At 58.3% G+C, this 19,066-nt stretch carries 12 protein-coding genes and 1 pseudogene; 4 read left to right on the top strand and 9 right to left on the bottom strand.

The window, feature by feature from the left end:
- Positions 1-107: 107 nt before the first annotated feature.
- From proA to K6G35_RS21065, 6 genes and pseudogenes are all read right to left on the bottom strand, one after another.
- Complete coding sequence (gene proA, locus K6G35_RS21090; protein WP_495677117.1) at positions 108-6,695, bottom strand: anti-phage protein ProA; 6,588 nt, start codon at positions 6,693-6,695, stop codon at positions 108-110.
- A 279-nt stretch (positions 6,696-6,974) separates the two neighbouring features.
- Positions 6,975-7,937 (bottom strand): DUF4236 domain-containing protein, encoded by a 963-nt coding sequence (locus tag K6G35_RS21085; RefSeq protein WP_495677150.1) that lies wholly within the window; start codon positions 7,935-7,937, stop codon positions 6,975-6,977.
- 87 nt (positions 7,938-8,024) lie between these two features.
- Positions 8,025-8,168, bottom strand: a pseudogene (locus K6G35_RS21080) (DUF4236 domain-containing protein); the annotation flags it as partial.
- Positions 8,169-8,483: 315 nt separating this feature from the next.
- Entirely contained in the window at positions 8,484-9,086 is a 603-nt protein-coding gene (locus K6G35_RS21075) for a hypothetical protein (RefSeq protein ID WP_495676967.1), read from the bottom strand.
- A 941-nt stretch (positions 9,087-10,027) separates the two neighbouring features.
- On the bottom strand, positions 10,028-11,257 hold the full coding sequence (locus K6G35_RS21070; RefSeq protein WP_495676966.1) for a DUF6161 domain-containing protein: 1,230 nt from the start codon (positions 11,255-11,257) through the stop codon (positions 10,028-10,030).
- A 235-nt stretch (positions 11,258-11,492) separates the two neighbouring features.
- Entirely contained in the window at positions 11,493-13,220 is a 1,728-nt protein-coding gene (locus K6G35_RS21065; RefSeq protein WP_495676965.1) for an SNIPE associated domain-containing protein, read from the bottom strand.
- Positions 13,221-13,719: 499 nt separating this feature from the next.
- Between K6G35_RS21065 and K6G35_RS21060 the strand changes: the two genes are divergently transcribed.
- Positions 13,720-14,568, top strand: coding sequence for a hypothetical protein (locus tag K6G35_RS21060; protein ID WP_495676964.1), 849 nt, complete (start codon positions 13,720-13,722; stop codon positions 14,566-14,568).
- 692 nt (positions 14,569-15,260) lie between these two features.
- Here the strand turns inward: K6G35_RS21060 and K6G35_RS21055 are convergent.
- Entirely contained in the window at positions 15,261-15,533 is a 273-nt protein-coding gene (locus K6G35_RS21055) for a hypothetical protein (RefSeq protein WP_495676963.1), read from the bottom strand.
- Between the two features lie 235 nt (positions 15,534-15,768).
- On the opposite strand from K6G35_RS21055, the gene K6G35_RS21050 reads away from it, so the two are divergent.
- The 3 genes from K6G35_RS21050 (at position 15,769) to K6G35_RS21040 (ending at position 17,789) form a co-directional block, all read left to right on the top strand.
- Positions 15,769-16,368, top strand: coding sequence for a hypothetical protein (locus K6G35_RS21050; RefSeq protein WP_495676962.1), 600 nt, complete (start codon positions 15,769-15,771; stop codon positions 16,366-16,368).
- A gap of 216 nt (positions 16,369-16,584) precedes the next feature.
- Complete coding sequence (locus tag K6G35_RS21045) at positions 16,585-17,292, top strand: ArsR/SmtB family transcription factor (protein ID WP_035884446.1); 708 nt, start codon at positions 16,585-16,587, stop codon at positions 17,290-17,292.
- Positions 17,283-17,789: a DUF6630 family protein gene (locus tag K6G35_RS21040; protein WP_008651396.1), complete on the top strand. Its 507-nt coding sequence runs from the start codon at positions 17,283-17,285 to the stop codon at positions 17,787-17,789. The genes K6G35_RS21045 and K6G35_RS21040 overlap by 10 nt, the downstream gene beginning before the upstream one ends.
- A gap of 3 nt (positions 17,790-17,792) precedes the next feature.
- Here K6G35_RS21040 and K6G35_RS21035 read toward each other — a convergent pair whose 3' ends face one another.
- Positions 17,793-18,791 (bottom strand): LysR family transcriptional regulator, encoded by a 999-nt coding sequence (locus K6G35_RS21035; RefSeq protein ID WP_008651395.1) that lies wholly within the window; start codon positions 18,789-18,791, stop codon positions 17,793-17,795.
- A gap of 35 nt (positions 18,792-18,826) precedes the next feature.
- Positions 18,827-19,042, bottom strand: a complete 216-nt coding sequence (locus K6G35_RS21030) for a hypothetical protein (protein WP_495676961.1) — start codon at positions 19,040-19,042, stop codon at positions 18,827-18,829.
- Positions 19,043-19,066 lie beyond the last annotated feature (24 nt).

The raw sequence follows: 19,066 nt of genomic DNA, 5'->3' as shown, positions 1-19,066 counted from the left end.
TCGAAATAGGTAAAGAATCGCGGTGTGACGTACTCTATTGCATGATAATGGCCAGATTCCAACTCTCAAGGTGCCTGTAACCATGCGTTGATGCAGGTCCAGCAGGCCTATTGAGACGTACGGCTTCCCAGCCACGCCAATTGCAGGCGCTCCCTGCTGGCAGCCCGCAGCTTCAACAAGCCCAACTCTCGCGCCATTAGCGTCAGTGCCGCTTCTTCATCGTGTCCGTCGCGTCGCAGCTTGCTGGCGAGCGCAGTGAGTTCCGAAAGTGAGATTTCGTCCACCGAGCGCACGTTACCAATGGAAGGCCGTCGGAAGCCAATGACCTCCGTGCCATCACTTCCCTTCGGCCAGAAGAACGTGCCGACGTCCTCCTTCCGGGCAACGAATTTCGATTCAGCGAGACGCACGACGCGGTCCTGAATGCGGGAGCCTGTTCTCGACCAACTATGGGCACGCGCGATGCGCCGGGCAAGAACCTCATCCCGAACTGGCCCCTCAACAGAGATGACATGCTCGATCATGTCGAGCAGGGTTGCATCGTAATCTGCATCGAAGAATGAATCCGGATGGACGGCATAGCCAGCCATCAACAAGTCCACTTCCACAAACGCCTCCGCCGGGGCCGAGGACGGCGCGGGGGATGCAGGATGATTGGAAGCGAAAACGGCCGGACTGCGCTCGACATCCTCACTCTCAACTCGAACTGAGTCAGCAGGAGAGGTGGTCTGTGAAGTCGCCGCCGGTGGCTTTGTCATGGCGGCTTCGATTGCTGCCTTCGCGAGCTCGTCTGCTCGCTCAGCTTGCCCGTCTCGCGCCGCGCGCTTTGCAGCTAGCAGTGCAGCGAGCTGCTGATGGACCTTCTCCGCTACACCGTTGGCATCAATCCACCAGTCAGTGGACCAGATACGTACAATCTCCCATCCTAGGCCGCGAAGCACCTGTTCGCGCAGCTTGTCCCGGTCACGTGCTGTTGCAGACCGGTGATATGTCGCGCCATCGCACTCAATCCCAGCCAGGTAGGCCCCTGGTGCGTCCGGGTCCACGACGCCAAGGTCAATACGGAATGCCGAGACACCCACCTGTGTATGAAGGTTCCACCCCTTGGCCGTCAGTGCTGCGTGGACGGCCTGCTCGAACGGGCTGTCGAAGCCGCCCAGGCTGCCGGCAACGGCCTCGCCTAGAGCCCGCGCGCCCCGCTCGGCAAACTCCATGAAGTGCTTCAGATCGCGAACGCCTGCGGCCTGGGTTCGCGACAGGTCCAGTTGTTCCGGACGCAAACTTGAGAACACCCGCAATTCGTGTCGTGCTCGGGTAACAGCCACGTTCAGGCGGCGTTCACCGCCCTGCTTGTTCATTGGCCCGAAGTTCATGGACAGTTCACCGCTGACGGTTGGGCCATACGTAAGCGAGAAATACATAATGTCCCGCTCGTCCCCCTGAACGCTTTCAAGGTTCTTGACGAAGATTGGCTCGAGTTCTGTATCCATGAAGAATGGCTCAATACTGGCATCCTTACGCCGCTCTTCGTCCAAGAGGTCGAGAATGAGCGTCTGCTGCTCCGTATTGAAGGTCACCACGCCAATCGTCAATCCAGACTCGCGGAACCCTTGTTGCTTGAGGCGGGCGACCAAATCAGCAACCAGTGCCTTTGCTTCCGGCTTGTTAATGCGCGCCCCACCCTTCTCGTACAAACCTTCTTTAATGAGGTGGAAGCTGACAGCTCGGTCATTCGTCACCGGCGACGGGAACGTTACAAGACCGCCTTCGTAATAGCGATGGTTCGAGAACGCAATGAGGCTCTCATGACGACTGCGGTAGTGCCACGACAGGTTTCGCGTGGGAAGATTCGCGGCAATGCACTCATCGAGGATACTTTCGAGGTCACTCTCAACGTCGATGTCTTCCGAATCTGACTCCGCACGGTCAAAAAAGCTCGTTGGCGGAAGCTGCTTCGGATCGCCAACCATCACAACCTGCTTGCCGCGCGCGATTGCCCCGATGGCGTCCCACACCGGAATCTGCGATGCCTCGTCGAAAACGACTAGGTCAAAGTCCGCCGAATCCGATGAAAGATATTGAGCGATGGACAATGGGCTCATCAGGAGGCACGGAGTCAGGGACAGCACCGCGCTGGGAGCCTGGCTCATTAGCTCGCGAAGAGGCAGATGCTTGCTCTTCTTGTTCATCTCATACCGAAGCACGCCCCACTCCGAATCCCGCGACACGCTCTTCTGTGTCGGCAGGCCCGAGGAAAGTCGAGCTCTGACCCAGGATTGAGTCAACTTGGTAAAGCGCTCGTCGAGTTCACGGAAGTCGCGAATGCGCTTCTCGTGTTCAGCCGACACAAAGTTCCGCAGCACGTCGTCGGCATCCACAACTGCATTCAGCCACCAGCGTGCATATGCCGTATCAAACATCTCGCGAATATTGCCCGCAGCAATAGCACCATTCTCCGCTGCTGCAACCAACGGTGCGAGGCCCAGTGAGATCGCCAGTCCACGTGCCTTACGCCATGCGCACCACGCATTCAGCCGGCCTTGAGAGCCGATGACTTGCGATGCTTTATCCCCGATTTCAGCCGGTGTCAGACTCAGTATCGCTACGTCGTCACCGACAATGCCGCTCGCTGCGGCAAACTCACCGGTAGCTGTGTCGAGCGCTGCCTTTGCATCGACATACTGGCGTCCGGCTACAGCAATGGGGCCGCCCGGCTCCAGCAGCATATTGCCGGCGCCCAGGACGCGGCCGATGCATTCGCGAACAGATGCCACACCTTCCGGCGTACCGGATAGTGGTGCAAGCGCAGCCAACAGCGACGTATGGAACGCGTGGACGGCGGCCACATCTGCTGCCTTCGTGCGTAGCCCGGCCCAGAGATTGGCTGTCCGTTGCGCCAAGTCTCCCAGACCGCCAAGCTCCTGCTCCAGGCGCACCAGTTTCCGCATGCCAAGGAGGGTACGGGCGGGCAGCTCGCCACACCTCCCCATTTCCACGAACGTCAGGCCGCTGTCCGTCCACTTGTTTCCTGCCTTGGCCTCTCGGAGCGCTGATTGGTACACCGCAAACGACATGGCCACCGCCAAGTCGGTTTCGTAGCCGGCCCAGACCCCCGGCATGTCGGCCGCCACGCCATCCAATCGCGCGAGTTCTGCGTGGAGGCTTCGAAGCTCCTTCATCCGCATGAGGTCGGATCGGGCGATATCGCCGCACGCACCCTGTGCAACAGGCTCGAGACCAATATCTTCCCATTCAGCGCGATTGCGTGACGCAACAAGGGCCTTCTGGAAAGAAATAGATGCACGAGCCACATCCAAGTCAGTTTCCAGGGAAGTCCATACACCGCCGGTCGAATGCTTCAGGTCGGTGATAGCAATGACCTGCGTGCGAAGATCGTCGATTTTGACGAGGCGTTGGACATCGTTCTCGATAGCCGGCTCTCCCGGGCCATCGGCTGCGTCCTTCAGCTTCTTGATGAGCGCCTTACGCTTCATCCAGCTCATCGGCCACGCCGACGCTTCAACCTCGTCCAAGTCAGTCTTCAGTTGCTTGACGAATGCGCTAGTGAGCTTTGATTTGTATGGGAGTGAGAGCTGATGTGTCTCATCCCCAATTGCGGATACCAGTCCAACGCCATGTTGCAGTTTTTCGAGCACATTCGCTGACCACGGCTCAGCCAATTGCTCGGTAAGCTCTCGATGCCGCGTAAGGGCGGCGATAGTTTGTCGAATAGTCTCGATTCGCTCGGCATCCAATGGAGCAGGCAGCGCGGCCAAGACGTCACTGTGTTCTTGGACCAGTTGCACAGTTCGGTTCAAACCTTCGAAAATCTGCTTCGCATCCGGCTTGAGTACGAATTGCCAATCGCGACCTGCTGCATCCGGGAGGATCTTCGCGAGCAACGCAAGCGCGTTTCGAACTTTCCCGTCCAATGGAATATGCGGCAAGCCGACCGCATCTACGAATTCGGATGCAGATGCGTGGTACTGCTCCACTACAGGCTTCAACGCGGCGGACTTGGATAGCAAAGTAGCCTGCCAACCGGGCGACCACTCACTCTTGGCAACGTGTGCGAGCGGAGACGCAGTGAGATTGCGCTCACCAACGGCTGTAGCGTTCACACTAAGAAAGTCTGCTGCGTTCCGGAGCCTATCAAGCGCGCTTCTATCGTGCGCCTCTGCCCCCGACCAGGAGAGTTCCACCATCGGTAGTTCCCTGCCGACGACGACCACACCGATAGCTTGGTACGCGCTCAACCCGTTCGAATGGCGAGTGTGCAGACGTTCGACATAGCGATTCAGTTGCGCACGCACCGTACCCAAGCGCTCTGCTTCAGCGATCCAGTCCTCCGGCTCAACCGCATTGGCCGCATCCCACGACTTGCGGAGCTGTTCCAACACTTCGAACTTACGTGCCTTGCTTGAGTGCAGTTCCAGACAGAACCCACCGAGCCCGACGTCTTTCAGTCGGCGATAGACGACGTCCAGCGCCGCCATCTTCTCGGAGACAAACAGCACGCGCTTGCGCTCCGCCAGGCATTGCGCAATGAGATTGGCAATGGTCTGGCTCTTGCCGGTGCCGGGCGGCCCAATAAGCACGAAATCCTTCCCCTTGCTTGCTGCAGCGACCGCCGACAATTGGGAAGAGTCAGCAGGGAGCGGGCAGAACGTATCTTGAGGTGGGAGGTCGCGGTCGAGGTTCCTGGCGTCGGGAAACTCGATGGGGCTCGGGTAGACATCTCGCGGTGTATCGATGAGATGCTTGACCACCGAACTCTGCTTCAGTTGGTCGGTCCGTTCGACCAAATCCTTCCACATCAGGTACTTGGCGAACGAGAACGAAGACAGCACGACGTCATCGACCACCTCCCAGCCCTTGATGTCTTTGACTGCGTCGGAGACTCGATTCCAGATGGCTCCCACATTAAGGCCAGAGTCATCCTTGGGTAGTTCGCCCTCCGCGACGTCCAACGACAAGTCGAAGTCCTGGCGGAGCATCTCAATCAGCGTCGGATTAAAGCGCGGCTCGTCGTCATGCAACAGAATGCTGAAGCCCGAGCGGGCATTCTTGCGCTCGAGGCTGACCGGAACCAGAATCAGCGGCGCCCTGAACCGCTTGTCATCGGTGGCTTCGCGCGTCCATGACAAGAACCCCAGTGCCAGGAACAGAGTATTCGAACCGCCCTCCTGAAGGGCCGCACGAGACGAACGGTAGAGCTCGGTCAATCGAGCTTCCATGTCCTCAGGCGTGATACCAATGAAGACCTCTTTCCGCTTAAGGGCATCCAGGGCATGTTGCCGACGCAGGTTCTCACGTTCTCGAGCCTCGTGGATCGCCTGGCTCCGTGGGTCGTTGCCCTCCATGAGCTGCGGGCGCGGCAACAACTTGATGGCGTGTCCCTCGGACAGCAAGTCTTCGAGCTCGTTTGGATCGGGTGCATCCAGCTTGACCGCCTTCTTCGTAGCCTTGAAGTTAAGCAAGTTGTTCCGCAGAGACAGGTCGAGCAGCTTTCGTTGCCAGCGAGTCAGCCGATCCTCAGGCCGCTCCGGCGCATCGTCGTCCGAAGCCTGATGCAGATCTTCCGGAAGGTCCGGCGCATCCTCGAAATCCGGCTCGACATCCACGCCCGGCGCTACAGGTTCAACAGGCGCCACCAATTCACTGCTGGCCAATGGCTTGATGCGCTGAAGACGAGCCCGTCGGATATCGACTGCCAATCCGAACTTGTGCTCGTCTGCTTCGGAAACTTTCTCTGCGCCCTTCTCGACTGCATAGCTGAACCTCGGCATCGGGCGATGGGTAACCAGCGTGGTCTCGAAGAGCACCAGCTCCTTGAGCCTCACGCGTTTGCGCAATGCTGTCACATCGTCGACGACGGCCGTGGTGAACTCTTCCGCCTTCAACCAGACGCCGGCAAAAGCATGTCCCTCCGTGAAGACTGCGATGGGATGCAACCCTGCCTGCTCCAACGCGGCACAGAACAACAGGGTGAGGTCGAGGCAAGTCGCCAGACCTGAGTCGACAATCTGACCAGGGCCCCGTACCTTCTGCCCCGTACGCTCAAAACTTGCAGGTGGAAGCGCATAGTCCAGTCCCATCGAGCCGACAGCAGTCCAAACCGCTGAGGCGAGCTCCCACGCCCGCTTCGCGCCGTTCGTGTACCCGTCGATTGCCCCACTCTTTCCTGCCTTACGGAGAACTTCCGACGTTTGCTTCAGGAGACGCTCTACTGCCGGCTCGTTGGGCTGCACAAACGCCGCCACCATGTCCGGCAGATATGAGATGCCGCCCCATTGATTCCGGGGGAGCAGCTCGACGGGACGCTCAGCGACCGCCAGTTCTTCAGACTCTTGGGTCAGAAGCCGGAACGTGACAACCGCCTTCTCGGCTTCGGTGAGACGACCCAACAAGGGCCCGTCCAATGGGATATCAAGATCAGAGACGCGGAGTGTCTGCTCGGCGCCGAGTCGGTCCAGGTGCCAAGTCTTGGCTTTGAGGAATGCGGGCTCGGACGTCGCAACCAGGCGCAGACTCTGGTAGTCGACCTTCGTATCGTTCAATACGGTGAGTTCGCGAATCGCAGGAACAGCGTTCTGAAAGTCCGCCAGATTGATCTTGGCCGCCAGGGTAGCGACGATCTTTACGTGCGGAAGCTCCTCAGCTGCCGGCTGCTGTTCGGTGTTCAGGTTGTCCATCCAGCCCGTCCAATGCTTGACCCGGTCGCGGCAGACCGGGAAGCGAATGCTCATCGAATCGGCAAAGCTGGATACTGCGCCCGCTAATGCATTGGATCCAATACATTCGTTATGCCCAACAATTTTGCCGAGTTTTTGGTAATTCTCAGTCGGCAGGAATGTTGGCACATTTTCGATACGCGCTCCATACCACGTTCGGGGTGAGAAGGCATGGGAAACCACACGCGGTGCACTGCAGGTGACGTCTCTACCACGAAACGCGATGCGGAACGCTACGCGTCACGTGGTTGATGTGGAACTGAACGGCTCGATGGCCTTGAATACGCCAGTCTTACTCATCGAGCGACGTAGCTCAAAACGCGCCAAGCTTTCTGTCACATCAATCTGAGCGAGGTGGTCGAAGTCTGTGTGGCTCCACTGCTCACGAGGAACGACCACGGAGAGCAGATATTCATCCTGCAGCCGGCCTGTTGCCCCGCTATGCCTTTGCGAGTAACCGGACGCTATGACCGTCTTGACTGTTGGCAGAGCCGCGAACACTTCCCCGATAAGCCGAAAAGTCACCGCGTGGACATGCTCCATGTAAAGCTTCTGCACCCTTGTAGCTGACATCCCCTTAACTGAGAGCTTCAGCCCGCGAGATGGGACGGTCGCGACCTTGTTTGGCATGTCCTCAACCTCTGGAAGATCCACATCCAACATGACGGTGGAGCCGTCATTGAGAACTTCAAATGTGACCTCTGTCTCACGCGGCCATCCGATATCGGCGAGCACTTCTGCCAGCCATGCTTCCATAGCCTTCGTATCGGAATAGATGCGCTGTTCGATGAGTTCTCGACGGGCGTCCGCGGCTCGAAGGAACGCGTCGCGCTCGGCCAGCCACTTTGCCAAGTCAGCGTTGAATACTTCGACCTTCTGACGATGTCTTTCTTCCGCACGCAGGCGCCGCTTCTTGAACAACTTGTCGAGAAATCCCAGCTTGAGTGCTGCTGGCGTCGTAGGCTCTGAGACTGAAAATGTAGGCGCATCGAACCGTGGTACCTGGTTGCAATCGGGCGTTTCGAGATGCACTGTAGCCACGCTCTCCACCTCGGCATTGATGTCGTCGCACCTGCTTTGAATTAGGCCCATCAGGCCTTCTTTGTGTTGCTTCTTGGCAAGCTCGACCAGTTGCTCCGGCACCAGTGCCCCGCTCTCGTCGCGGAAGATGAGTTGGCCGTCCTCACCTACCGTGCAAGACATACTGATTGTGCTAGCTTGGGCGGGCTGAGGTATCGCGCGCTGGACTCGCGCTGGACGACTAATGGTTTGGCTCGAGGAGAATCCTGCGAAGCTCGTATTGACCCGGGTGCCGCGCTTGCTAATCCCCACGGAGGCACCACGTGGACCCAGCGTCCAGCCAACTCCCGATCCGCTTAGATTCATTCGGACACCAGGAGCAAGTTTGATGGATTTACGGAATCTAACCGCCATGATCTCGCCTCCGTTTTCTTTGTTTTACGTAGCTAGCGGAGACGATAATATACCGATGGATTGGTCAGCTTGCGTTAGGCGGTGCCGTTACCCTACTCTGGTGGCAAGACTGCCATTTTGGGACAGCGATGTCCGGCGGCGTGAGGAAGGGAGAAGCCGCAGACGCCAAGATTACTCGACGACGGACCGCTAACCAGTGCAACTTCGCGTCCAGCTGCTCAAGCACTGCATGGTCTGCGAGTACACCGCGCAGAAAATGCGCGACCACGAAGGCCGCGCACTTGAGAGCTCTTAAGCGTACCTTCTTGCCATTCGTCAAACGTGCGGCTTGAGGGCCCGGGCCATCGAACTGGTTGCCATGATGTTCACAAAGACATGGCGCAGTGGCACGCCTGGGATGTCAGACGTCGCAGCCTTCTGCAGTTGGCCGCTTAAAACCAAATCACGCAGCTCATATGCGGTACTAGCGCTCGGTACCGCTTCCGGGCCACCCCTAAACGCTTCATTTCGAAGCGGACCTGTTATCGCGTCGACAACAACAAACGATGCGTCCCAAGAGTTGTCTGTTTCGACGTAGAACAGGAACGGAAGACGCCCCACTGTCCGCCACATGTCGATTGCCGCCCACATCGTTGAGTCGAGAATATCTGCCACGAAGTAGAACTGCAAATCTCCCATCTGAAACCGAAGCGTCTGCAGCTTGCGGCCCTCGCCAAGGTCGATGCACCCGAAGCCGAGGTTGGACTGTTCATACGTGGAGCCCAAGAGGTGTCGCTTCTTCTTGGGGATTGCGCACGTGAGTACGGGCATGTCGCCAGGCAAACCTCGCGCTTGCCTGAACGGGGCTCCCACTTCGTCCAGCGCGCGCAATAGTGCAACGGGCAAACGATTCGGGCCCACAAAGTACTTTTTTTCCATTTCCAATGTCCTGCTGAAGTTATGACCAGGGATTGCGCGCTCTAGTCGAACGCGGCAGATGAGATCCTCGTGGCGCCATGCACCGTCGTGGATATCTGCGATCTGCAATCCCGTATAGCGCCAAAACTCCTGCATCTGACATGACCCGGAATCATCCGGATGCAGAGGGTTTCCAGCTGCGAATGACCGCATGTTAAGGCGTGAATTTCGCAGGGGAAAGAGCCAAAATGAGCCGTTCGTGGAGCGCCTTGAAGCTCGCCGAGAAAACTGGTTTGAAATAAGCAGAGAGTTTCAGATTAGGGGAAACACTCTAAACAGCGAAGTTTTTCCGGGTCGCGCACTATCTGTGGCGTTCGGCCTTCAAGGAAGGCCTCGCTCGGTCAGCCATGCATCGACATCGGCTCTACGCCAGCGGAGTGGAAAGCGAGGGCCGAGATGCGCAGGCGCCGACAGGGAATGGGGCTGGCTCCGGACACGGCGGAGGACTGTAGGCGGAGTGACCTTGAGGATAGCCGCAAGGTCGTGAGCGTCGAGATAAATAGTCGGCGGTAGCTGCATTCCCAGTATAGGGACGCACATCAACGCAGGGCGTCGCGACTGGAGCAAGGCTAGACAGCGAGCGAGGACTGCCGCCTTCGCCTTGCACATTTGACTTGCGCCTACTCCGAACCCAAATACTTGAGCGCGCCGAATCCGGCGGGACGCGGAAGCGGTGGGACTTGAGTAGACATGAGGGGAAACGCTGCGCGGTGGGTCTCGCTGAACGCAACCATGCGTGACCATAGTTCGCCGTCACCCCAGCAGAAGGATGGACACACGGCCCCACATCCTGGCGCTGCCGACTAAAACTCTGAGCGTGAAGTTTGTGCAATTGGCGGCCTCTCGCAGGTCCCCTGGGATCCCCGGGTTCTCCCTGAGATATCGACACCAAGCGCAGATCCTTAGCGAGAGCCAAGCTTCGTGAGTATATCGAGAGCCGGATGCGGCAAGCCTTCGTCCTTAACAATGCCATCGGAAGCTGGGCGGAAGAGCGGCTGCAGGATGAGTTTCCGGTCCTCATCAGAGGGCACGTTCTCCCCTTCAAGAAGGGCCAGGTAGGTCTTTACCATGACCACTCGCTCGGCTGCATCCGTGGCCAGATGAATATGGCTCAGGAACATTCTCACTATCAGTCGAACTGCCCAAACTCCAAGAACGCCTACCAGAACAAGCACACTGACGCGCCAGACTTCCGGCTTCCCGTCTGGGGAAAGCCCCGATAGCACCCACCAGGCTATGCCGCCAATCATCAGCGCCAAGGCAACCATTGCCCCAAACGTCAGCCATCCTAGGGACTTGCTTCGAGCGTCGTGGCGATACTGTCGTTCTTCCCAATATTCCACGGGCGCCCGCAGTTTCATTTTCTCCCTGAACACCTGCTCCAGACTGGCCATACTCTCTTTGTGGGCGGCGAGCGTCTTGTCATGGCTGCCCTGACTCACATCGATAAACTGCTGAAACAACTCGCCTTGGCGAGTTTTCGTGGCAGCCACTTCCGCGGCAAGTCTCTCGTAGTCTTTGTGTAACGCGCTATATGCCTCGGTCTTCTCGGCAAGTAGACGCTCAGCTCTCGCCTGGACACCAGCGAAGCTTTTCAATGCGCCGTCGAAGACCTTACCTGGGACACTTTCAAGCCCTGCTTGCTCCAACAGGCCAGTGAGGAAGCCTCTCCATGATGAGATGTCCTTCGCGTCGAACGCATAGCTTCCTGCGTTCAACATCTTCGTGTAGAGATATCCGGCCGCCTCGAGCGGGTCGCGCACCCTGATTTCCTCCACCCGCATACCCAACGGCGACTTTGAGTAAGGAAACCGTCTCGCTACGAACGTGTCCTGGATGGCAGTCTGGAGCTGTGCGACATACGGCGAGGGGTCATCTTGGTTAACTACTGCGCGCTGAACGGCTCTTCTGGCTGCGTTAAGCGCGTTTCGAAGCGGCCCCAGACCGCTATCAATTGAAGCCTTGTGATGACCGGCTTCGAGCGCATTCAACCAAGACCAAGCCTCGATTTCCATCTCGATCCATTCGAGTAACGCAGAAAAATTCGTTGGCGAGACCACACCACCGTTCTCGCCTAGGTCAAGGCTAAATAAGGCCGCAGGAGGCGCGTTGGGAATTTCGGTTTCAGACATTTCTTCCAAGAATCTTGTATCTTATGAGTGGTGTAACGTAGCTCTGCGGCCACGGCCTCAGCCTGAAGCCACAACTAAAGCGTTGTATGCCTTGAGTCCTTGTCTTTCAGTGCATCCAACACGCGACCAACGAGTTCCTTCGCCATCGCAGGGAAACATGCATGGCGCAAGGAAATTGGCCAGTGCTCCGCCCCGATGATGAGGTGAGCATCAAAAGACGCTGCACCTCACACCATTACGCATCCACCAACTCGCCACCCGGTGTATTGCTGACATCTAGTGTGCTCGGGGCCACGTCGCCTGTTTCTGCTTCTAAGCTAATGCGAGCTTCGTAAGCAAGTTGCTGACGGAACCACTTATCGCGCTGAACCGGGTCGGATTCAATCTGGCGTTCGATTGCCTGCGTCTCTCGATACTCCGCCGCAATCGCAGACATTGTCCAAGATACGTTGAGCCCCATCTCCTCCACAGTCTGTCGCAGGTCTGCGATACCGACGCGGAAGAACTCCTTCCGCGGGTTGATCTTGTTGACCTGGGTCTCGACAAATTTGCGATGCAAGAGCGTCTCAAGCTGGGGCGCATTGTCCGACCAAATCATCGCGTGCACATCGAAGGGGAATGGCACACTCGCATCCCCGAGCTCACGGACCCGGTCGTGCGGGTCGAGCCTTCGGGTCAGGCCTACCTTGTAGACGTGCTCGCCAAAGGAACCGATGTTGGAGATGACGTAGACGTGCCCGGCCTTGGTCTGCTGGGCCATCGAAAGCGCGCGCTGATTCTTCTCCTCGGCCTGCTTGAGTTTCTCTTCCAGCTCTGCCAGTTGCTGTTCAAACTGGGCCTTCTGCTCTTCCGAAGCACGAGCAATTTGCTGCTGGGCCTTTTCCATGGCCTTGCGCAACAGCGCCTCTTCCTTTTCAGCGTCTTTCATCGCGCGCTCATACTCGCGACGTGCCCTTTCCTCCTCGCGCATCTGTTCGCGAATACGACGCTGTTCTTCCTTCTCGTTTTCGCGCAACTCAATCGTACGAGAAGCCCAAACCAGTTCGTCGATGCGGGCATCAATGTACTCCTTCAGGATCTTTGCATTCCTGAACGCCGTACCGTTGTGGTTCACAAGCGCGGCGGCATCCTTGATTTCTTGCTGGAGCGTGCCGACGTTATCAACCTTCACCCGGGACAGAATCGAGTCGACCTTACCGTTGAAAGCGTCTACGACAAACCGGCTGGCGGTGACTCGCCGGTTGTTCTCCACGTACTCGCAACTCGCTGCGCGGCCCTGGGCGACCATGACCTTGGAGTATTCCCGCACTACCTTGAGTTGCTTTCCGGCCTCGGCGAACGAGTAGGCCTCGGCCAGTTCGTCCAGCAGACTGTGAGCGGGAATCATGTATCGGTCGCCGTAGCCTTCGATAACGTTTCGCATTGCCAAGCTGATTGCCTCGAGCTTGTCAGCGTCCTCCAGGGCTCGCATGGCGTCGCCGGCGATCTCTTTGGCGCGCTGTTGGGCGTCCTCAATGACCTTCGCCGCCTGGGAACTTGCCCTACTGAGCATCTGCTCCGACGCCTGTCGCTTCGATTTCGCATCGGCAGATGCCTCCGAAGCAATCTTCGATGCTTCCGCTTTCGCAGCATCGATTACTTCGGTTGCCTCCATCTCCGCCTGGCTCAATGTGATGGATGCCTCGACAATCAGGCGCTCCGCCTCCAAAGCGACGTCGCGGACATCCTTGAACATCGCAAGAGAGTCGCGCTCTTGCTCTGCAGCTGTCGCCCGCTCCGTGAGCGCCCTTATGGCAGCGCCGTTCGCCGCGTCGAGTCGCGCCTTTGCTTCCATCAGAACATTGAAGCGAACGTCAAGGTCATCGTGAGCTTTCTTTGCGCCGGCGAGCTCCCGATGCAGTTTTCGGGCGTACCAGACAAGCAAAGCTACGCCGACCACCAGCAAGAATATGAATAGTTCCATTATTACCTCTCGAATATCGCGCGCAGGTCAGCACCTTCCGACGGGCACAGCCGAAATCTGCGACCTATTGAAACCGTAACCTTGTTAAGTAAGCGCAATTGCTTCGCTAAAATAGCCCACTTCGGTGGGGATACATTGGAGAGGCGCGAAACGAACCTAGCATGTAAGGGCCTCGACGGCCGGGGAACGATCATGCGATTCGCGAAACGGATGCTGCCAGGGCGCCGGGTATGCTGGGGAAACAGCCTAAAAGCGCTGTGCGCGCGCTACCCCGAGTGGAGCTGGATCAACAAAGACAATGACGGGCAGAAGCACAACTAACGCAACCATAAGAAATGTTAATTCGTTTTCAATTCTCTCTACTCGTACACCCCCATTTCGTGGGTCTGAAGATCCATAATTTTCGGCCGATAGTTGATGTTCGCGCTCGAGAGATTTTTTCTAGCCGGGAATCGATTTAACTAATCCGGAAGACGATATCGGGTTAGCTAGCCCCTTCTTGGCAACTAAGGCGAACTATCCGCGACTAGCCAAGCATCAAGACGATGTTCGCAGCGCGTCGCAACTTGATGCAAGGAAGATTTTGGAATACGCATACGATCCCAGATCCGGTCAAAACCTGAACGTCGACCACTACAAAGACCTTTACGGTCCAAAGCATGATCCCCATGGCAACCTTCGCATTCGGCCGACTGTTCGGTGCTTAGCTTGTGGAATCACGCTGCACACCGTCGCAGAAGACATCGCAACTGCTGTGCGCACGTGGGGGCACGACCCTAGTCCAGGCACCTACTGCCCCATCAAGGCCGAGGGCGGCGCCAGATATGAACTCCTGCCACCCAAGGATGCTGATCCCGCGGCTGGGGCAGCACTGCGAGCCGCCTCCTTCGGTAGATGGGAGAAGCACTGGGCGTTCGTACGAGACAATGCTCCCTTTGCCGACATCTTTTACCTTATTGAATTCCTGAAGGTGGCCGACCGCACCCGCATTTGGGATCAACGGCATCTCGAAGAGTGGCACATTCCCTATGTCTTCCTTTCAACGTGGGATTTTCCTCCGCCCACCGGGAAGGCGGCGAGATTCCGCACAGAGTGGCTGCGATTTCGATTCGACGGCCGATATCGAACTCTCGCAGATCTGTGGATCCACGCAGCTCCAGAGTTTAAGTTCCTTCGCTTGAAGTATCGCAATCCGGTACGCAAGAAAGAGCCAGGACCGGCCGAGTTCATCATGGCAGAGCCCATCCCCACCAGTCCGGCCTGGATGAGCAGTAGCTATCGGCCGCTACCCTCCTTTGCCATCGAGGCAATGCAGCGCGCTTTTCCCAAGGAGCTTGAGCCCGCCTAGCGGAGTCGGACGTATGGCTCGCCTAATTTTTGGCGAAGCCCTTCCGTTCTTCGCAGCAATTCCATGCCTTCGGGGAAGCTCTTAACGTTGACAGAAACCCCTCCCGACTCACGAGAGCGAACGGATATAGGGTTGTCTTTCTCGACAAAAACCTCGATGACCAAGTTCGCATACGTCCGGACAAGGTCGGGACCGGGTACCTCATTCCAAAGAAACACTTGGGGGTAGTCGCTTGCGTGCGCTTCAATAGTGGCAAGCAGCTCCACAGCGAGGGCGTGAAGTTTGAGGGGGCAGAGTGGGGCGTCATGATGAGTGCGTCGTCGTTATTTTTTTCGTATAGACGAAAGCTCGCCGCATTACCGGGTGCGCGCCGGGCCTTGTCCCTCAAGACGGGAAGGAATCCACTTTTACGCCTTCGTAGCTCAGCAGCCACCTGGGGCTCTCCTGGCATCAACTTCTGTAAGCAGAACCCGCCCTTGAGGCGGATTTTGTCTTTCTGGCTCACCGCTAATCTGGTTCAGAGTCCACGGACGGATGTGACAACCAGCAAGGGCGTCCTCCATTCAAGTCGACCACTTGCTCTCGGGTGAGATCACAAACCGACTGACGCAGGAAGTGCTCGATTAGCTCTCTTGGTGGGGTGACGCGCGCAGGGATGTTGAATAGCCAGCTTCCCAAAGGACTTCATCCTCTCAGCGCGGGTCCCGCATTACTACAAACCCCGGGTCGCAATGATCCTGCCCCGCTTCGAATGCAGCCTCTTCTGATTCAAACGCCCCGGCTTCCGCCAGATTCGGTGTGAAACCCACGTCTCCGCCTTGGGGAAACAGGTAGTCGCTTCCACTGCGAACAATCCAGCTCACTCTCTTGCCATTGCCGGTCATCTTCATTTCCTTTGTTTTCAGGCCGTTCCTTGATGCAGCACTTACCAATGCGGCCTTACTCGTTCGGTTGGTGTCGGCCATCGCGGTCAATCGGCCCCTCTATTCGGCAGGGCTCTCCCCGCTAACAGGAACTAGGATATCAACTGAGGATAAAGTCTGGTATTCTTCTCATATGGGTGCCAGCTACCTCCCGGCTGCGTGGGAAAAGCTGGGGCATTTCAATCAAATCACATGACCCAAGGTCGCCGACCGGGCAAGCAGCGTGCCGAAGGCTAGGACTATGTAGTCCTATGGCGACGCTCGTTCGGAGACTGTGATGTTCAGTTACGCTCAACTCAAGGCAGGCTTGAAAAGCCTCCCCGTGGCAGCCGACGTCTCGGCTGGCCTCTGTCATTGCCAGTTGCTGCACGTCAGGGCACGACAACTGCGGTTCAACGACTACAACCACTTCAAACAGGTTCTCAAGAAAGCGCCGCGTGACGCGTTCGGGGATATCTCGTTGCGCTTGATGCGCGAGATTTGCGGTATGCGCCTGCCAAAACCAGCGGAGACCTACTACGAGTTTATGCGCCTACCCGACGGCGTCGGTTTCTACAGTCACTGGATTGGCTGGGACAACAAGGGTGAGGAGGTTCGCGTCCCGCGTCCGCTGGATGGTTTTGCGTCGGTATCGCGACTGAGGCAGGAAGTCGACCATCCGGTGTACGTCATCTCAAACTCGAGCGAACTGGCTGCCTGGCGTCTCATTTGGGGAGCAACGGCATACCTGCCTGAAGAGTTGGCGAAGATTCACTTCAAAACCTATTTTGAGAAAGACCGCCTGGTCGAAGAGGATCCACCGATGCGAAAGGTCAGCGCAAGGTATCGGCGTAACGATCCGTATAAGAGCAACATCGTAAAAGGGAAGAACTCCTAGTCACACCGAGGGACGGAACCGGTGATTCGCATGGATGGCGGAACTGAATAGGGCTACGGGGTGCGACCAATACATTTGGAAAGCACACTTTTGCACAGGAAAGCACTTTGATGTTTGGAACGGCGTTTTAATGTGCAAACAGGCTTTTAATGTCTGAGGTCAGCGGCCCCCCCGACTCCCCTATACTGCATCCGTCCCTTCACGGAAGCATGAACTATGGAATTCGCTCCTGGCATCAGCCAGCTTGCGGGGTTGCTGGCCGACCCGGGCCGCGCCGCGATGCTGTGGGCGCTGATGGACGGAAGCGCCCGGCCCGCCGGCGAACTGGCGTTGATCGCCGGATTGTCTGCGTCATCGACCAGCGGACATCTGACCCGCCTCTCCGAAGGCGGTTTGCTGGTGGTGGAAACTCGCGGGCGCAATCGCTACTATCGGCTTGCCACGCCGGAAATTGGCGTGGCCATCGAGGCGCTGGCCACCGCGTCGCTGGCCAGTCAGCCGCCGCGCATGCGTGCCGTGCCCGTTTCGCGCACCACGCCGCCTGCGCTGAAGCAGGCACGAACTTGCTACGACCATTTGGCCGGGGAACTTGCTGTGGGGCTTTTCGAACGAATGTCGCAGGCGGGCTGGATCGCCGTGGACGGCACGCGGGTCGACCTGACCGGAGATGGCACGCAGGCCATGGGGCAGTTGGGGATCGACGTGGATGCGGCGCGGCGCAAGCGGCGGCAGTTCGCCTGCACGTGCCCCGACTGGAGCGAGCGCAAGCCGCATCTGGGAGGGGCGCTCGGGGCCGCGCTGCTGCAGGCGATGCTGGCGCGCGGCTGGATAGAACCTACAAGCACGTCGCGCGCGCTGCGCGTGACACCGCGTGGGCAAAATGAAATCGGAAAGGTAGCGGCAGGAGAGAACAGATGGCGATAGAACTGGAAGACGATGCGCAGGACGCCGTAAGCCGGCTGTTCGCGCTGATCAACCTGGGCGACACGCAACAGACCACACGGCAGCTCACGCTCCTAGAGGAAGCCCTGGAAGACGCCGAGGAAGACGACGTCGATGCGGAGGCATTGCTCTCTCAGATCAAGGAGATCATCGACTGGGAATCAGGCTTCTATGTCGACTGGAAGGACGTGGAGTCCTTTATCGGCTGCCTGAACCAGTTATGCGAGCGTATCGATCTCGAGATCGACTGGGGCACCGACGATACCGAGGATGAGGATTTCCTCGAAGGCACCAGCGTGCCCGAACTCATGGAGCTGGCGGCCGATCAGCTCCGCGTGGCGGGCTACACGCTCTGGAACTGGGATACGGGCGGCGATGCCTATGCCGGCTGGATCACGCGCAGCGAGGACGACGACGAAATGCTGGAAATCGCCGACACGCTGGGCTTCGACGCCCGCAGCGGCGACCAGCCTTTCTGACGCTCAGTCGAGGGTGATGACGGTGGGCTCGCCATCGTCATCGTTCTGATCTTCCGCGCGCTCCTCAATGCGCGTTGCGGCCGTCACGCGCACTCCGGGCCGACGCGTTTCCGGCACACCCAGCGTTTCCTCGAGCGCATCCAGAAATGCGCGCACGCTGGCCGGCATCAGCTTGCGGGCGGGCATCAGCACATAGACCTTCAGCGGGGACGATGCGTAGCCAGGCAGCACGCGCACGAGCTTGCCCTCCACAAGTGCCTCGCGCACAAATCGCGGCGACAGGCGCGTCACGCCCAGGCCATCCACCGCGGCATTAAACCGGACTTCCGCGTTGTGCGTGCAGATGCGGGGTTCCACATCCATGGCAAAGGTTTCCACCCCATCGCGCAGGAATTCCCAACGCGTATCGTCAAGATTGCCGACCGTGGGCCAGCCCTGCAAATCCTGCGGCGTGCGCGGCAGTCCGCGCTCGCGAATCAGGGACGGCGCGGCATAGAACGCGCGTTCGATCAGCACCACCCGCTTGCTGGCAAACGAGCTATCGCTCAACCCCGTGTCTGTCATGACGAAGGCCAGGTCGTAGCCGTGGCGGATCAGGTCTGGCTGGTCCCAGCTCACATCGAGTTGCACGCGCAGCGAGGGATGCAGCTTGAGCAGCCGGTTCACCGTCGGCGAAAGGTGCTGCGAACCGACTTCATAGGGTGTGGCGATGCGGATCGTGCCGCTGACCTCTTCGCTGACGGACGCCGCTTCCGCGCTGATCTCGCGCAGTTCGCCGAACAGTGGCGCCACGCGATCATATAGTTGCTGGCCGCGCTGAGTGACGCGCACCCGACGCGTGGTCCGCTCGAACAATCGCACGCCGAGTTGCCCTTCCAGCCGCGCCACCGCGGCGCTCGCCGATGACTTCGGGACTTCGGCCAGTTCGGCCCCCTGTGTGAAGCCGCCCCCTTCCACCACGCGGCAGAAGATTTCCCAGTCCTTCCAGTCGATCGATTTCATTGCGCACCTTGTTCACGCGAACACCGGGAAAACCCTTACCCGATGGGGCGCGATTGTCCCACACCACGAACAATGATGGAGTCCATGCTCTTAGTGTGGGTATTACGGGAGTATGACAGGGTCAGTTTTTTTTGGTGCGAATCGGATGCAGTGGCGTCTGAAGTGGCCTTGGCGCGCTGCGGCAGCCCCAGCGGCTGCTCGCCGAACAGGTCGGTCGGATCCACCGATTCGCACTCGGCCTCGACGGACATGCCGAGGCCGCCATCATCGTCCAG

Source organism: Cupriavidus sp. HY129, from assembly GCF_059492215.1.
Note: the sequence above shows the minus strand (reverse complement) of the source record. Positions and strands in the feature narration are given on the sequence as shown.

What these genes read in the sequence shown, in the direction of transcription:
- K6G35_RS21065 (WP_495676965.1), bottom strand. Translation starts at nt 13,220, where the DNA reads ATGGAACTATTCATATTCTTGCTGGTGGTCGGCGTAGCTTTGCTTGTC.
- K6G35_RS21050 (WP_495676962.1), top strand. Translation starts at nt 15,769, where the DNA reads ATGTTCAGTTACGCTCAACTCAAGGCAGGCTTGAAAAGCCTCCCCGTG.
- K6G35_RS21045 (WP_035884446.1), top strand. Translation starts at nt 16,585, where the DNA reads ATGGAATTCGCTCCTGGCATCAGCCAGCTTGCGGGGTTGCTGGCCGAC.
- K6G35_RS21075 (WP_495676967.1), bottom strand. Translation starts at nt 9,086, where the DNA reads ATGGAAAAAAAGTACTTTGTGGGCCCGAATCGTTTGCCCGTTGCACTA.
- proA (WP_495677117.1), bottom strand. Translation starts at nt 6,695, where the DNA reads ATGGACAACCTGAACACCGAACAGCAGCCGGCAGCTGAGGAGCTTCCG.
- K6G35_RS21030 (WP_495676961.1), bottom strand. Translation starts at nt 19,042, where the DNA reads ATGTCCGTCGAGGCCGAGTGCGAATCGGTGGATCCGACCGACCTGTTC.
- K6G35_RS21070 (WP_495676966.1), bottom strand. Translation starts at nt 11,257, where the DNA reads ATGTCTGAAACCGAAATTCCCAACGCGCCTCCTGCGGCCTTATTTAGC.
- K6G35_RS21055 (WP_495676963.1), bottom strand. Translation starts at nt 15,533, where the DNA reads ATGGCCGACACCAACCGAACGAGTAAGGCCGCATTGGTAAGTGCTGCA.
- K6G35_RS21040 (WP_008651396.1), top strand. Translation starts at nt 17,283, where the DNA reads ATGGCGATAGAACTGGAAGACGATGCGCAGGACGCCGTAAGCCGGCTG.
- K6G35_RS21035 (WP_008651395.1), bottom strand. Translation starts at nt 18,791, where the DNA reads ATGAAATCGATCGACTGGAAGGACTGGGAAATCTTCTGCCGCGTGGTG.
- K6G35_RS21085 (WP_495677150.1), bottom strand. Translation starts at nt 7,937, where the DNA reads ATGTCTTGCACGGTAGGTGAGGACGGCCAACTCATCTTCCGCGACGAG.